The 14,584-nt window shown below is 51.7% G+C and carries 15 protein-coding genes; 9 read left to right on the top strand and 6 right to left on the bottom strand.

What is annotated here, in order from left to right; all coding sequences use genetic code 11:
* Positions 1 to 225: 225 nt before the first annotated feature.
* The gene (gene dnaN / locus C7W93_RS18520) at positions 226 to 1,332 is read right to left on the bottom strand and encodes a DNA polymerase III subunit beta (protein ID WP_108441727.1); all 1,107 of its coding nucleotides are present in this window, start codon (positions 1,330 to 1,332) and stop codon (positions 226 to 228) included.
* Positions 1,333 to 1,667: 335 nt separating this feature from the next.
* Positions 1,668 to 3,104 carry a chromosomal replication initiator protein DnaA gene (dnaA, locus tag C7W93_RS18525; protein WP_108441728.1) on the bottom strand — a complete coding sequence of 479 codons (1,437 nt, stop codon included), beginning with the start codon at positions 3,102 to 3,104 and terminating at the stop codon, positions 1,668 to 1,670.
* A 548-nt stretch (positions 3,105 to 3,652) separates the two neighbouring features.
* On the opposite strand from dnaA, the gene rpmH reads away from it, so the two are divergent.
* From rpmH to mnmE, 5 genes are all read left to right on the top strand, one after another.
* Entirely contained in the window at positions 3,653 to 3,787 is a 135-nt protein-coding gene (gene rpmH / locus C7W93_RS18530; RefSeq protein ID WP_061535510.1) for a 50S ribosomal protein L34, read from the top strand.
* 23 nt (positions 3,788 to 3,810) lie between these two features.
* The gene (locus C7W93_RS18535) at positions 3,811 to 4,224 is read left to right on the top strand and encodes a ribonuclease P protein component (RefSeq protein WP_108441729.1); all 414 of its coding nucleotides are present in this window, start codon (positions 3,811 to 3,813) and stop codon (positions 4,222 to 4,224) included.
* Between the two features lie 57 nt (positions 4,225 to 4,281).
* Entirely contained in the window at positions 4,282 to 4,563 is a 282-nt protein-coding gene (gene yidD / locus C7W93_RS18540) for a membrane protein insertion efficiency factor YidD (RefSeq protein WP_108441730.1), read from the top strand.
* 19 nt (positions 4,564 to 4,582) lie between these two features.
* A complete protein-coding gene (gene yidC, locus C7W93_RS18545) occupies positions 4,583 to 6,262 on the top strand; it encodes a membrane protein insertase YidC (RefSeq protein ID WP_108441731.1) in 1,680 nt (559 codons plus the stop codon).
* Between the two features lie 110 nt (positions 6,263 to 6,372).
* Entirely contained in the window at positions 6,373 to 7,770 is a 1,398-nt protein-coding gene (mnmE, locus tag C7W93_RS18550) for a tRNA uridine-5-carboxymethylaminomethyl(34) synthesis GTPase MnmE (RefSeq protein ID WP_108441732.1), read from the top strand.
* 310 nt (positions 7,771 to 8,080) lie between these two features.
* On the opposite strand, the gene C7W93_RS18555 is transcribed toward mnmE, so the two are convergent.
* The 4 genes from C7W93_RS18555 to C7W93_RS18570 form a co-directional block, all read right to left on the bottom strand.
* The gene (locus C7W93_RS18555; protein ID WP_108441733.1) at positions 8,081 to 8,389 is read right to left on the bottom strand and encodes a hypothetical protein; all 309 of its coding nucleotides are present in this window, start codon (positions 8,387 to 8,389) and stop codon (positions 8,081 to 8,083) included.
* A 55-nt stretch (positions 8,390 to 8,444) separates the two neighbouring features.
* Positions 8,445 to 8,801, bottom strand: coding sequence for a hypothetical protein (locus tag C7W93_RS18560; protein WP_146177584.1), 357 nt, complete (start codon positions 8,799 to 8,801; stop codon positions 8,445 to 8,447).
* Positions 8,753 to 9,301 (bottom strand): hypothetical protein, encoded by a 549-nt coding sequence (locus C7W93_RS18565; RefSeq protein WP_108441735.1) that lies wholly within the window; start codon positions 9,299 to 9,301, stop codon positions 8,753 to 8,755. The genes C7W93_RS18560 and C7W93_RS18565 overlap by 49 nt, the downstream gene beginning before the upstream one ends.
* A 61-nt stretch (positions 9,302 to 9,362) precedes the next feature.
* Positions 9,363 to 10,115, bottom strand: a complete 753-nt coding sequence (locus C7W93_RS18570; protein WP_108442214.1) for a FadR/GntR family transcriptional regulator — start codon at positions 10,113 to 10,115, stop codon at positions 9,363 to 9,365.
* 346 nt (positions 10,116 to 10,461) lie between these two features.
* On the opposite strand from C7W93_RS18570, the gene uxuA reads away from it, so the two are divergent.
* Genes uxuA through C7W93_RS18595 form a run of 4 tightly spaced genes read left to right on the top strand, consistent with a single transcriptional unit; the run spans position 10,462 to position 14,392 of the window.
* The gene (gene uxuA, locus C7W93_RS18580; protein WP_108441737.1) at positions 10,462 to 11,526 is read left to right on the top strand and encodes a mannonate dehydratase; all 1,065 of its coding nucleotides are present in this window, start codon (positions 10,462 to 10,464) and stop codon (positions 11,524 to 11,526) included.
* Complete coding sequence (locus C7W93_RS18585; protein ID WP_108441738.1) at positions 11,523 to 12,377, top strand: SDR family oxidoreductase; 855 nt, start codon at positions 11,523 to 11,525, stop codon at positions 12,375 to 12,377. The genes uxuA and C7W93_RS18585 overlap by 4 nt, the downstream gene beginning before the upstream one ends.
* A 36-nt stretch (positions 12,378 to 12,413) precedes the next feature.
* The gene (locus C7W93_RS18590; RefSeq protein ID WP_201747290.1) at positions 12,414 to 13,190 is read left to right on the top strand and encodes a 6-phosphogluconolactonase; all 777 of its coding nucleotides are present in this window, start codon (positions 12,414 to 12,416) and stop codon (positions 13,188 to 13,190) included.
* A 50-nt stretch (positions 13,191 to 13,240) separates the two neighbouring features.
* The gene (locus C7W93_RS18595; protein ID WP_108441739.1) at positions 13,241 to 14,392 is read left to right on the top strand and encodes an N-acetylglucosamine-6-phosphate deacetylase; all 1,152 of its coding nucleotides are present in this window, start codon (positions 13,241 to 13,243) and stop codon (positions 14,390 to 14,392) included.
* Positions 14,393 to 14,584 lie beyond the last annotated feature (192 nt).

Below are 14,584 nucleotides of genomic sequence, written 5' to 3' on the forward strand. Positions count from 1 at the left end.
TTACAAACCGCAGTGATAGCAGAACTATCGCTATGGGATTTGGAACGACGCATGGAGGAAAAAGACGCTTTTATGTTCAATTCTTTACGAAACAGACCAGTATACCCGCAGCTGGGGGATTTCTTAAATGTGACTAAGGGGCCGAAGCCCCTTTATTCACGATATACACTGTTTAACGCGATTTATGACGGGTTTAATGATTAGATCGACTTGCTTATGCAAAAATTAAATACGCATCGGCATAACGACGTATTTAAAGTCGGCGTTTTCTGGCACGGTGATTAATGCAGATGAATTAGCATCGCCAAGGGCAATATTAACGTTGTCGCCCTTGAGGTTGTTGAGCACGTCGAGCAAATAAGTGACGTTGAAACCAATGTCGACACTGTCGCCGCCGTAGTCGATTTCTAGTTCTTCAATCGCCTCTTCCTGATCGGCATTGGTCGAGCTGATTTTCAGGCTGCCTGGGGTAACGACCCAGCGCACGCCCTTGAACTTGTCGCTGGTCATAATGGCGGCGCGTTGCAACGAGCGCAGCAAACGATCCCGGCCGATGGTGAAATCGTTCTTGTAACCTTTAGGTACTACGCGGGTGTAATCCGGGAATTTGCCTTCTACCAGTTTCGAAATCAGTTCGATATCGGCAAACGATAGTTTGACCTGATTGTTGGCGATTTCTAGTTGAACTGGCTCGTCGGTTTCTTCTAACAAACGTTGTAGTTCGATGATGGTTTTGCGCGGAATGATGACTTCCTGCCGTGCGAATTCTTGCTCTGTCGCTACTTGGCAAAATGCCAGACGGTGACCATCGGTGGCGACGGCGATCACGTTGTTGCCATCCAGCACTAATAACAGGCCGTTGAGGTAGTAACGAATGTCCTGCTGCGCCATCGAAAAATGGACCATATTGAACAAATGCTTGAGCGTCTTTTGCGGCAGCGTGACCGTTGCGTTGTAATGCTCAGCCTGGGCAACTGTCGGAAACTCTTCGGCGGCCAGTGTTTGCAGCGCGAAACGCGATTTGCCGGATTGCACCGTCATGCGCTTGTTGCTTAATGTTAACGACACTTCGCCGGATTCTGGCAACGCGCGCAGAATATCGAGCAGCTTACGGGCAGCGACGGTGGTGGCGGCAACTTCAGCACCGCTACCGACATTTGCATTGGTCGTAATTTGCACTTCAATGTCAGTTGATAGAAAAGAAACTTTTTCGCCGTCCTTGCGTATGAGGATATTGGCCAGAATCGGCAATGTGTGCCGACGCTCGACAATACCGCTCACGATCTGCAGTGGCCGGAGAAGAGTATCTCGGTGGGTTTTGACCAATTGCATAGCTATATCCTTATTATCTGAAATTCAACAAATATCGCTTCATTTTACCCAATCTTAGTGGGCCTTGAACCAGTCTATCAATGTAACTTAATTCGACTACTTACGAATGACATCGCGATCAAATCTAAGGTTAAATGCCTGATTATTTATCACTTTTACGATCACACTGACATTCAACCAACATTTCAACCAGATAACTTATGCGTACTTCTACCCGTTTGTACTGCACAAAAAAACCACACTTATCGTGTCGTAATAATGTCGACGCGTAATGTTATCCACAGGCTGGCAAGCATTTCTAGTACTCATCGACGTCACAATTGCATATTGAAAAATTAACCTTTTAAGGTTTGCTCCAATACGTGCAATTCGTGATTACATTCGGGATTTTTAGTCCGATCACCGGCGATCTTGCGCACCGCGTGTAAAACCGTGGTGTGATCGCGTCCGCCGAACAATTCCCCAATTTCTGGCAAGCTCTTTTGGGTGAGTTCTTTGGCCAGATACATCGCAATCTGACGTGGCCGGGCGATATTCGCGGGGCGTTTTTTGGAATACATATCCGCGACTTTGATATTGAAGAAGTCGGCGACTGTTTTCTGGATATTTTCGACGGAAATCTGGCGATTCTGCACAGATAGCAGATCTTTCAGCGCATCCTTGACGATATCAATCGTGATGTCTTTACCATGGAAACGGGAATAAGCCAGGATTTTACGCAGCGCGCCTTCCAGTTCGCGGACGTTGGAACGCAGATGTTTGGCGACAAAAAAGGCTACATCGTCGGAGAATGTAACGCCTTCGGATGCCGCTTTTTTAAGCAAAATAGCCACGCGCATTTCAAGTTCAGGCGGCTCTATCGCGACGGTCAGACCGGAATCGAAGCGGGAAATCAAACGATCATCCATGCCGGTGATTTCTTTTGGATAAGTATCACTGGTGATAATAATTTGTTTCTTTGCGGCAATTAAAGCTTCGAATGCGTAAAAGAATTCTTCTTGGGTGCGACTCTTGCCACCGAAGAATTGAATATCATCGATCAGCAATAAATCTAGCGAATGATAGTACCGCTTGAAATCGTCAAAACCTTTACGTTGGTAAGCGGTCACTACGTCGCGAACGTACTGTTCTGCATGGATGTAGCGAATTTTCGACGAAGGATTATCGGCCAGAAGCTGATTACCGATAGCGTGAATCAGATGGGTTTTACCGAGGCCAACACCGCCATAAAGGAAGAGCGGGTTATACGAAACGCCCGGATTATTTGCGACCTGAATCGCCGCGGCGCGGGCTAACTGGTTAGCTTTTCCGGTCACAAAACTGTCAAAACTTAGTTCAGTATTGATACGCGACTGGTCGCGGCGCGCGATGACCGCACTCGATTCAGCCTGCGTATCCGGCATGCGATCATAGTGACTATTACCGTTGTTGTTGCTCATGCCACCATTGGAAAATGCTGGCGATGGGTTCGGATGCGCACCATCCAATGCAACCGGCATGGTAGAAACACTTGGCTTACGGGCAACATTAGTTCGCGGGTCCAGCATAAACTGCACGTCTATTGGCATTTCCCAAAATTCTGCTGCCAACGTCGTGATGCGGCTAGCAAACTGCGTTTTGACCCAATCGAGCTTAAATCGATTCGGCGCGGCAATGCGTAACCGTCCATCCTCATAATCAATAGGAGAAAGCGGTTTTATCCACGCGCTAAATTGTTGCGGCGTCAACTCCTGCTCCAGCTGGGCGGAGCAACTTTGCCAGAAATTTTCCATGAATCGTCTTAGTGAAAGGGTGTGGAAGGGAGATCATTGCGCATCAGGCCGAGCTTTTAAAAAGCGACCTGAAATTTACTGCACAGACTCGGCGTCCCCCATGATTAAGGCTTATGCGCGGCTCGATTTTCATTATTTACACGAGTAAATATCGATTTCTGCGCTGCTCTTTGCTTCACGGATGGCTATTCGTTACAGGCCAACAACAGGCTCTGAAGATATCGCTATAAGAGCGCACACATGCCACAATAAGTCGCTATTCTACCCTTGCTCGGCAAAGTTATCCACAGGCACGGCGTTTACTTTTCTGTGTGCAGGGCTACAGGGCTGCACATCAAAAATACGCTAAGTGATTGACAAACAAGCGGAAAATGCGTTCTAATCCAAGGTTCACTGCCCGTTGAATTGCGAGATTGCAATCCTGGCTGCCTGAATTGACTGCGCCGACGCTGTATTAAACACATTAATGTGGTGCGGGCCAGATCGAACAGCAGGCAACGCGCAAAGTGTAAAGATCCGATTTATTTCTGCTGATTAGCGAGACCATAATGAAACGTACTTATCAACCTTCCGTTGTGCGCCGTAAACGTACCCACGGCTTCCGCGCACGTATGGCAACCCGTGGTGGTCGCGCTGTGCTGAATGCACGTCGCGCCAAAGGCCGCAAACGTCTAGCAGCTTAAGCCGTTCACCCGGCGCAGCTTGCGTGACAGGCGACCGTTCAGAGATCTCTTCACAGAGTTCTGCCCTGGGCTTTCCCCGTGACCGACGCATCGTTAAAACGGATGAATTTTCATCCGTTTTTCGTTTGCGCCCAGTCTATCGGACAGCCCATTTCGTTCTGTACACGCGTGTTAATCCGTTGCCGGATGCCAAGGCGCGATTAGGCGTTGTTGCAGCAAAACGACTAGCACCGCGGGCTGCCACGCGTAATACCGTTAAACGGGTTACGCGAGAGCTGTTTCGCCTGACGTCTTTGCCACCCATTGACTGCATTGTGCGTTTATCGAAACCGGTAAACACCAAGGCAGGCCCTGCCACGACAGCACGTTTAAAGCGTGAGCTACGAAGCGAATTGCTACAGCTATTCGCATCACAGCGCGTTGTGACCAAGGCGTAACGATGGACATGCTATGCGCATCTTAAGTGTTCCAAAAGAAGACGCGGAAAAGCAATCATGAAAGCGACTTTACTGTTCCTGTTGCGATGCTACAAATTGGGAATTAGCCCGTTTCTGGGCCAGAACTGTCGTTTTTATCCGAGTTGTTCCGACTACGCTGCTGAAGCAATCCGTACACATGGCGCCTTGAAGGGCAGCTTTCTGGCTGCGTGTCGCCTTGGAAAATGTCATCCCTGGCATACCGGAGGATTTGATCCGGTTCCGCCATCTTCGTCTGCCTCCTCTGCCAAACCCTCTGCAACTTCCGCTGATCGACCATGCGGTTGCAGTCACACCTGAATCATAGAGAACTACTCTTATGGATATCAAACGTACCGTCCTGTGGGTTGTATTTTCACTGTCGCTGCTGTTCCTTTGGGATAGCTGGCAACGACATAATGGCAATGCCTCGATGTTTTTTCCAAGCGCGACGCCAACGGCACCCGCCGCTGGTGCAGGTGCTGCCGGCTCTGCACCTGCTGCCGCGGCAATTGGCGCAACCAGCAGCGATGTACCGCAAGGCGTTAACGCTGCCGGTACTGCTGCGCCAGCTAGCGCAGTACCTGACGCGGCACCTGCCGCCAAGGGTGAAACGATCACCATCACCACCGATGTCGTCAAAGCCGATATCGATACGGTTGGCGGTCAGTTGAAACGTCTCGAATTGCTAACGCAACGCGACACGGTTGATCCGACCAAGAATCTGGTGTTGTTTGATTCTAGTGCCAGCCGGATTTATCTGGCCGACACTGGCTTAATCGGCGGCAACTTCCCTAATCACAAGTCAACCTTTGTCGCTTTGCCAGGTGCCCGCACGCTGGACAACGGCAAACAGGTACAACTGGTGCTGGAGTCGACTCAGGGCGGCGTCAAGCTGATCAAAACGTTCACGTTCAAACGCGGCGATTACTCGATTGATGTAAAGCACACGATCACCAACGAAAGCGGTGCGCCAATCACGCCTTCGCTGTACTTGCAACTGGTGCGTGACGGTAACAAACCGGCTGGCGAACAACGCTTCGTCAACACCTTTACCGGTGCCGCGGTTTACACCGATGCGAACAAGTTCCAGAAGTTTGCTTTCGAAAAAATTGAAGAAAATAAGGCAGAGCACGCCACCAAGTCTGACGACGGCTGGTTCGCCATCATGCAGCATTATTTTGTCTCGGCGTTCATTCCGCAAGACAAAGCACCGCGTGAAATTTTCACCAAAAAAGTGGCTACCAATCTGTACGCCGTCGGTAATATTCTGCCCCTCGGAACGATTGCCCCGGGTGCTAGCGTAACGATGGATGCACGTCTGTTCTCAGGTCCTGAAGAATCTGCTGTACTGGAAGCAACTGCGCCGGGTCTGGAACTGGTCAAAGACTATGGCTGGCTGACTATCATCGCCAAACCGATTTTCTGGTTGATGACGCAGATCCACAAAGTCCTCGGTAACTGGGGTTGGACCATCATCGCGTTGACGGTGTTGATCAAACTGTTCTTCTTCCCGTTGTCGGCTGCTAGCTATCGCAGTATGGCGAAGATGAAAAAAGTCACGCCGAAGATGACCGCGATTCGCGAACGTCATAAAGGCGAGCCGCAAAAGATGAATCAGGAAATGATGCAGCTCTACAAAACCGAGAAGATCAATCCACTCGGCGGCTGTCTTCCTATCGTGATTCAGATTCCGGTCTTTATTTCGTTGTACTGGGTATTGCTGGCCAGCGTCGAAATGCGTAACGCTCCATGGTTAGGCTGGATTCATGATTTGGCTGCACCGGATCCGTTCTATATCTTGCCGGTCGTCATGGCGATATCGATGTTCATCCAGACTAAGCTGAATCCGAAACCGCCTGATCCAATGCAAGCGAAGGTAATGATGTTCATGCCACTCATTTTCTCGGTCATGTTCTTCTTCTTCCCTTCTGGCCTGGTGCTGTACTGGATTACCAATAACGTGCTGTCGATTGCACAGCAATGGGTAATTACTAAAAGGATGGAAAGCGCGCAATAAACCTCAGCGCGTTTTACTGACTGTCGTAAAAAAGCCCGTGAATGCAGATTCACGGGCTTTTTTGTTTCTTTAACGCACTCTCAATCGGATATCAAACGTAAAATCATTTTATGTCATTAGATTCCTCTCCCATTGCTGCAATTGCCACTGCGCCCGGTCGCGGCGGCATTGGCGTTGTTCGTGTATCCGGTCAACATCTCGGTCCAATTATTCAAGCTGTTTGCGGTCTTGATGAAACTAAACTGATCCCGCGTCACGCCACTTATTTATCGTTTAAAAATGCTGACGACAGCATCATTGATCAAGGTCTGGCAATCTATTTCAAGGGCCCGCACTCTTACACTGGCGAGGACGTACTGGAACTGCAAGGTCACGGCGGACCAGTCGTATTACAAATGTTGTTGGCGCGCTGTCTGGAAGCCGGACATGATATCGGTCTGCGCATGGCAGAGCCGGGCGAATTCACGCAACGCGCCTTCCTCAACGATAAACTTGATCTGGCGCAAGCCGAAGCGGTCGCCGACTTGATCGAAGCATCGACCGAAGCCGCCGCCAAATCCGCATCGGAATCGCTCTCAGGCGCGTTCTCCAAAGTCATTCATAGCTTGGTCGAGCAGGTAATCAATCTGCGCATGTTGGTGGAAGCAACGCTTGATTTTCCCGAAGAAGAAATTGATTTCCTCGAAAAATCCGATGCACGCGGCCAATTGGAAAGAATCCGCACGACCCTCGATCACGTCTTTAGTCAGGCCGCGCAAGGCGCATTGCTACGTGACGGCTTGAATATTGTGCTGGCAGGCCAACCCAACGTCGGCAAATCGTCGCTGTTAAATGCACTGGCCGGCTCGGATGTTGCGATCGTCACGCCCATCGCTGGCACCACCCGCGACAAGGTGACAGAAACCATTCAGCTCGAGGGTATTCCGCTAAATATTATCGACACCGCCGGTATCCGCGATGCGGAAGATGCCAACGATGAAGTCGAGCGTATCGGCATCGAACGTACGTGGGCAGCGGTCGCCAAAGCTGACGTTATTCTGCATATGCTGGATGCCAATCACGGCCCCTCATTCGCGGACGAAAAAATCCTGGCCCGCTTTCCACAAAACGCGCCCATCATCAGCATCTGGAACAAAATCGACCAATCCGGACACAGACCTGCGGTCGACCTCATGGGCGATGCGACCCACATTTATATCTCGGCAACAGACCATCTCGGCATCGATCTGCTACGCGCAGAGTTACTGCGTATTGCAGGCTGGCAGCAAACCGGCGAGTCCCGTTACCTGGCACGCGAACGCCATCTGATCGCCCTAAAAGCCGCCCGCGACCACCTACAAATCGCCGCCGATCACGCCACCATCGACAACACCGTTAACGATCAGTCGCTGGATTTATTTGCCGAAGAATTACGTTTGGCGCAGGATAAATTGAACAGCATTACGGGAGTGTTTACGCCGGACGATTTGCTGGGCGTGATTTTTTCGCGATTTTGTATCGGGAAGTAATGCCCTAGTATTGCGTGGCGATAAGCGTGAGTGCGCCACAAAACTTCATAAAATATTACGACGGTGAATGATGCCTCCCATTAAATACCGGAGGCATCGTCATTTGCATTAATTCCGAAAAACTCCAAGTGATATAGAGGCCAATATAAACTGTGGATATGTCTAGCTTTAGAATTAGAGCATCGGTCATCGGCAAGACAAATTCCTCTACCCGGTCTGTAATATCAAAAACTTTTCGCTCATCCACTCTCCACCGGCAAGTATTTAATACCGCATTTTCGGAATAAGAAATAATGGCGAAATACCGGCCTCATTTCTGCGCAGTACGCAAAAGCCTCAAATTCACCTCAAACGATCGATCCGGCGGGTTAGCGTTTGCCTTCGGTGTACTGTATTCCAGCTTCAAATTGTTATCGGTAGAAATCCACCGTTCACGATGCACACCCAGCGGGTCCAGCAAAGCATCGATCTGTCGCGGTGATAGCAATAAGTCTCCTGCAATACTAGCAAAAGTTCGCCCGGCCAGCTCATGCACCGACTGCATTTGCGGCGATGCATCAAGCCGTGCCATGACGGCGGGAGAAGCCTGCGCATGCGCCGCATCAGTCTTCGCCCACATTCGCCGCCGATTGCCAACCCGACCAGAAAAGTTGCCAACATCAGGCCGAAAGCATTTACTGTCTATTGCCGGCGACAATAGACAGTAAATGCACGTAGATCACCTCAAGCCCGAGAGAAAGTACGCCGCCCAGACCGAGGGCAAGCCATGCGCCAGCAAGCATGCGCGAGCCGCCGCCAGAGAACAGCGCAGTGGCAATACCAGCGTTCGCCGCTACAGAAGCGGCAGGTGCGCGAGAAATCAGCGACGCCGCTCTCATACGTCTGGCAAGTTCCAGCGCCGCTAACGCGACCAGCAAATTAAGCAGCGCTGCAATCAATGTTGTCATGCGTGCGCCAAAAAATGGAATCACAGCATAGCTAGTCAATAAGGCACCAAGCGCCGCCCCGCCGTATTGCATGCGTATAACCATGCCACGGCTTTTCCCAAACGGTCGCCGAGCGGGTTCAATGCTTGCGCCAGCAAAGGCAACGTGACACCCATCAATACTGTCGGCACCAACAGCACACCCGCCCCCAACTCCACGCGTAACACCAGCAACGCCGGGTCCGCAGGCGACAAATCCGCGGCTAAAAATACATAGACTTTCTGAATCGCTAAAAATAGTCCCGGCGTCGCCACGCAATACACGCCGATGACTAACTCAACCAAGGCATACACCACTACCGGTCGCGCTACGGAAGCCCCGATCGTTCTCGATAAACGTGCTGCTACTGCGCCGCCGATCAATGAGCCGATCGCCATTCCGCCCAAAAAAGTCGCTAGTACCGTAAAGGTCGCAGCGGCGGTACTGCCGAAAACTAACGCCAATTCTTTAGCAAACAACACCTGATACACCAGCGCCGCTGCACCGGAGGAAAAAAACATCAGGCCCATCCAGCGCGACAATCGCAGATTCAGGTTTGCTGCCATGGGGATTTGTACTTTCTTTGGAGTGAGGGCACAGAAAGAATGACGTTAAACGGCAGCGCTTTCAAACCTCCTTTTCGCTACGACGCGCTTTTTCCGCAGCAATCTTTGGCGAGGCGATGGAGGCACTTTCCATAAAAAAGCTCTTATGCACGTGGGCTATATGCGCTTGCATGGCTTTTTTTGCAGCAGCCGGATCGCGATTAATAATGGCATCGCAAATCTTACGGTGGTCGTGATTCATCGCAATGGAAAGGACTTTGCCGCCAAACCGATTTTCAAACTGCGCAAACAGTTGATCGTGACGTTTAGTCCATAAAATCTCGATGAATTCAGACAACACAGAGTTGTCGGCCATTTCTCCGATCAGCACATGTAAATGCTTATCGAGCGTCAGAAATTTGCTGGTGTTTTCTGGTTCGCATTCAAGATCGTCCATCAGTTGCGCAAGCTCTGCCAATTGTGCGGGGGTGGCGTTCTTGGCGGCCAGTCTGGCGGTCTCGCATTCAATTAACGCGCGCGCCGTTAATAACTCTTCTACACCGACGCTGGTCAGCGCTTCGGGCGGATTCGGCTCTGCGTCCTGATCACAGACAAACACGCCGTGACCGGTGCGAATGTCGACCCATCCGGCTATTTCCAGCGCAATCAGCGCCTCGCGCACAGACGACCGACTGACCCCTAACTGTTGCGCAAGATCGCGCTCGGACGGCAGCGAATCGCCAGCTTTAAATTCGCCGTCTTTGATTTTTTGGATAAGCAGTTCTGAGATTTGACGGTAAAGACGCTTAACTTTTAACGTCGGCAGTGTAACCATGATCATTTTCCAAAGTGATGAATGCGAACCGGAAAATCGTTTCCTCCAACTAACAGCGGGCAAAAAATGCACGCTGGAAAGGAAAATTGACCCAACCGGACTAGCTTAAGCGATCGCACGTGTTTTATAAAATGAAACCCTTGAATAACATTTTGTTGTAATTGGTCCGGCCACCAGACCCATGTACGCAATTGCAGGATATAATTGCCATTGGTCCGGCCACCGGACTGCGGCAGTATTATGGCATGCATTACCCATCCTTCCCCGGGAAGACGGTAGGAAATGCCATCTGCAACGTTGTCAAAGATCAAAAACTCGATGGATATTACCTTAAGAAAAGGACCTTATGAAAATGACCTTTCGCTGGTTTGGCGACTCTGATCCCGTGAGCCTGGCCTATATACGTCAGATTCCCGGCATGTACGGCATTGTCTCCGCCCTTTACGATGTCCCTGTTGGCGAAACCTGGCCAATTGAGAAAATCCAGGCGCTCAAAGAACGTATTGAAATGCACGGTTTGAAGTTTGAAGTCGTAGAAAGCGTTCCCGTTCATGAAGATATCAAATTAGGCAAACCCGGTCGGGATGCGTTGATCGCCAACTACGGCCAAACCCTGCGCAATCTGGCGGCATGCGGTATCAAAGTCGTCTGCTATAACTTTATGCCCGTCTTCGATTGGACCCGCACAACGCTAGAAATGCCATTGCCAGACGGCTCCACTACACTCGGTTTCGATGCGGCCACGATTGATAACATCGATCCAGACGCCGGCGTGCAACTGCCGGGTTGGGATGCCAGCTATCAGCCAGCACAATTAAAGGCGTTGCTAGCCGAATATCGGGATGTTGATGAGGCTGCGCTGTGGGCCAATCTTAGCTATTTCCTGAAAGCGATTATTCCCGTCGCGGCCGAAGCGTCGATCAAAATGGCGATCCATCCCGACGATCCGCCACGGCCTATTTTTGGACTGCCGCGTATCGTCAAGAATCGCGATGATCTGGCGCAACTTCTGGCCATTGTCGATCATCCAGCCAACGGTTTGACGCTTTGCTCCGGATCGCTGGGCGCGGACTACAAGAACGATGTCGCCAGTCTGGTACGCGAATTTGCTGGCAAAGGACGTATTCATTTCGCCCATTTGCGCAATGTCCACGTGAATGAGGCCGGAGATTTTCATGAAACCAGCCATCGCTCAGCCGACGGTTCTTTAGACATGGCAGAAATCTTGCTGGCTTATCATGAAACCGGTTTTGAAGGCTATGCCCGTCCCGACCACGGCCGCATGATCTGGGGCGAAACTGGCAAACCCGGTTACGGGCTATATGACCGCGCTTTGGGAGCCGTGTATTTGAACGGTATATGGGAAGGGATAGCTAAAAATCAGCCGCCAGCCTCAGAGGACGCTGTATGAAACTGCCATTTAAGATTGATTTGAGCGGCCAGGTCGCGGTGGTGACCGGCGGCGGCGGCGTTTTGTGCGCCGGGTTCGGCCATGCGCTGGCGGCCTGCGGCGCTAAAGTTGCACTGCTTGACCTCGACGGTGCCGCTGCCGAACGCAACGCCGCTGCCCTACGCGCGGCGGGCGGTCAAGCCATTGGCGTGGTGGCCAACGTGCTGGACCGCGCCTCTCTCGAAAATGCTGCCGCGCAGGTTCTTGCCGCATTCGGTCCCTGTGATTTGCTGCTGAACGGCGCTGGCGGCAATAGTCCGAAGGGCACTACCAGCAAAGAATGGCTGGAAGACGGCGATCTTGATGATCCATCACTGACCACTTTTTTCGATCTCGATCCGAAGGCGGTCGAATTCGTATTCAACTTGAATTTTCTTGGCACATTGCTACCAACACAAGTTTTCGCGCAGCAAATGTTAGGGCGCGCAGACTGCTCGATCATCAATATTTCTTCGATGAACGCGTTTCGCCCGCTGACTAAAATTCCTGCTTATAGTGGTGCCAAGGCGGCGGTGAGTAATTTCACGCAATGGCTGGCGGTGCATTTTGCAAAAGCCGGGATTCGCGTGAATGCGCTAGCGCCGGGATTTTTCCTGACGCAACAAAATCATACTTTGTTGATTGATGCTGACACCGGCGTATTGACGGATCGTGCACGTAAAATTGTGGAACACACACCGATGGGCCGCTTCGGCGAGTCGCACGAATTGACTGGCACCTTGTTGTGGCTTGCTTCCAGTCAGGCGTCCGGTTTCGTGAATGGCATCGTGGTGCCTATCGATGGCGGTTTTTCTGCCTACTCGGGCGTTTAATCGCTATTTTGACATTTCTTTGAAATGGATTTACACATGACCTCCCCTTCTGAAACACCATTTGGCGGCATTCGCGTCCACACTTTTACCGATCGCACGACCATGGGCATCGTCGCTGCGGCGGATATTGCGGCGGCTTTACGGCGTCATCTGCTAGAAAAAGACACCGTGCGTATGATTTTTGCCGCCGCGCGTAGCCAGCAAGAAACACTGGCGGCGCTGGCGGTACAGCCCGGCATTGATTGGTCTCGCGTCACGGCATTTCATATGGACGAATACGTCGGCCTTGCGGAAGGCGCACCGCAACGATTCGCCAGTTGGCTGCAACAAGCCATTTTCAATTGTTTGCCATTTGCCCACGTCCACCTGATCCAGCCCGGCGCTGATCCTGTCGCATCGGCAAAAACCTATGCCGCATTACTTGCCGAAGCGCCAATTGATCTGATCTGTCTGGGCATCGGCGTGAACGGCCATCTGGCTTTCAACGATCCTCATGTCGCCGATTTTAATGACCCGGATGCGGTCAAAATTGTGACTTTGGACGACGTATGTCGGCAGCAACAAGTTGATGATGGTTGTTTTGCCACACTGGCCGACGTGCCGACTCAAGCGATTACACTGACCATCCCACGTCTGCTGGATGCGGCAGAGTTGTTTTGTGTCGTGCCCGGCGCTGCCAAACTTAACGCTGTGCGCAATGCTTTGTATGCGCCAATTAATGCTATCAATCCGGCAACATCATTGCGTACACACGCAAATTGCACGCTGTACCTCGACCGCGATTCAACGCCAGAAGCTTTGGCATTGGCGTAAAACCTGCATCGGTCGATGAATTACTCACTGCACCCCTCATTGGAAACCCCATGATGCCAACCATCCTGACCGGCAAAGATCCCTCCAGCGGGCGCAGTCTTGCGATCGAAATCACAGATCAGTTGATCAGCGATATCCGCCCTGGCCCCGCCGATGAAACTGCGTGGTTGTCCGCCGGACTAATTGACCTTCAAATTAATGGCTATGGCGGCCATGATCTCAATGCCGAGGACATTGACGCCAACGTGGTCATTGCGCTGGCAGTTTGCCTTCAGCAAGAGGGAGTGACTACCCTCGTGCCGACGTTGATTACTGCGAGCGAAGCGCAAATTATCGCGGCGTTGCGAGCAATTGACGACGCGCGTCGTAAAGACCCGCTGATCGCCAGAATGATTCCGTATGTGCATATCGAAGGGCCCGCCTTATCGGCCGAAGATGGTCCCCGTGGCGCACATCCGCCGGAACATATTCGGCCGCCTTCATTAGCAGAATTCGAGCGATGGCAGCTTGCCTCCAACGGGCTGGTCGGCATGGTCACGATGTCGCCGCATTGGCCGAATAGCGCACAATATATCGCCAACCTGACGGCGCGCGGCGTGCATATTGCCATCGGCCATACGCACGCAACAGCTGAGCAGATCGTCGCTGCCGCGGATGCCGGTGCGGTGCTGTCGACCCATCTTGGCAACGGTGCGCATGGCATCTTGCGACGCCACCCCAACTATATATGGGCGCAACTCGCCGAAGATCGGATGTTTGCGTCATTTATCGCTGATGGGCATCATCTTCCCAGCGATACTTTGAAGGTAATGTTGCGAGCGAAAGGATTGGAGCGGAGTATTTTGGTGTCGGATACAGCGGCGCTGGGCGGCATGGCACCGGGTGACTATACGACGCCAATTGGCGGTCAGGTGAATTTATCGAAAGATGGCCGCCTCAGTCTTTCTGGAACGCCCTATCTTGCAGCCGCTGCGCTGCCATTGATTGCTGGCGTCGCGCATCTGGTAAATCACGTCGCTGTGCCATTGGCCGATGCATTGCGCATGGCGACGCAAAATCCGGGCCGATTAGTCGGCGCACGCGGTGTTATCGCCATCGGTGCGTCAGCCGATCTTTTGCGATTTCGGTGGTCCAATGATACTAGCGCCATATCTGTAGGAACCGTGATGATCGCTGGCAAAACTGTTGTCGGCACCAAATGAAAAAGGCCAGCTTTTGCTGGCCTTACCCCTCATGCTGATCGCAAAACGTCGGGCCATCTGACGAACCAGTCACAAAATGCGGATTAAGGCGTTACCCATGTCCCGGCACAAATGTTACCGATATGTCGGTACAGCGCAGGTATTCACGTAATCGCAAGGGTTTATGCCTACTTATCAGCAAATTTGAACCAT

Origin of the sequence: Glaciimonas sp. PCH181 (assembly GCF_003056055.1) — a bacterium.
Taxonomy (GTDB): domain Bacteria; phylum Pseudomonadota; class Gammaproteobacteria; order Burkholderiales; family Burkholderiaceae_D; genus Glaciimonas.

Bases quoted from the DNA above. Each gene is read 5' to 3' on its own strand.
- C7W93_RS18570 (WP_108442214.1), bottom strand. From the start codon at position 10,115: ATGGTTACACTGCCGACGTTAAAAGTTAAGCGTCTTTACCGTCAAATC.
- dnaA (WP_108441728.1), bottom strand. From the start codon at position 3,104: ATGGAAAATTTCTGGCAAAGTTGCTCCGCCCAGCTGGAGCAGGAGTTG.
- uxuA (WP_108441737.1), top strand. From the start codon at position 10,462: ATGAAAATGACCTTTCGCTGGTTTGGCGACTCTGATCCCGTGAGCCTG.
- C7W93_RS18565 (WP_108441735.1), bottom strand. From the start codon at position 9,301: ATGGCAGCAAACCTGAATCTGCGATTGTCGCGCTGGATGGGCCTGATG.
- C7W93_RS18595 (WP_108441739.1), top strand. From the start codon at position 13,241: ATGATGCCAACCATCCTGACCGGCAAAGATCCCTCCAGCGGGCGCAGT.
- yidC (WP_108441731.1), top strand. From the start codon at position 4,583: ATGGATATCAAACGTACCGTCCTGTGGGTTGTATTTTCACTGTCGCTG.
- C7W93_RS18590 (WP_201747290.1), top strand. From the start codon at position 12,414: ATGACCTCCCCTTCTGAAACACCATTTGGCGGCATTCGCGTCCACACT.
- mnmE (WP_108441732.1), top strand. From the start codon at position 6,373: ATGTCATTAGATTCCTCTCCCATTGCTGCAATTGCCACTGCGCCCGGT.
- C7W93_RS18560 (WP_146177584.1), bottom strand. From the start codon at position 8,801: ATGGTTATACGCATGCAATACGGCGGGGCGGCGCTTGGTGCCTTATTG.
- yidD (WP_108441730.1), top strand. From the start codon at position 4,282: ATGAAAGCGACTTTACTGTTCCTGTTGCGATGCTACAAATTGGGAATT.
- dnaN (WP_108441727.1), bottom strand. From the start codon at position 1,332: ATGCAATTGGTCAAAACCCACCGAGATACTCTTCTCCGGCCACTGCAG.
- C7W93_RS18555 (WP_108441733.1), bottom strand. From the start codon at position 8,389: ATGTGGGCGAAGACTGATGCGGCGCATGCGCAGGCTTCTCCCGCCGTC.
- C7W93_RS18585 (WP_108441738.1), top strand. From the start codon at position 11,523: ATGAAACTGCCATTTAAGATTGATTTGAGCGGCCAGGTCGCGGTGGTG.
- rpmH (WP_061535510.1), top strand. From the start codon at position 3,653: ATGAAACGTACTTATCAACCTTCCGTTGTGCGCCGTAAACGTACCCAC.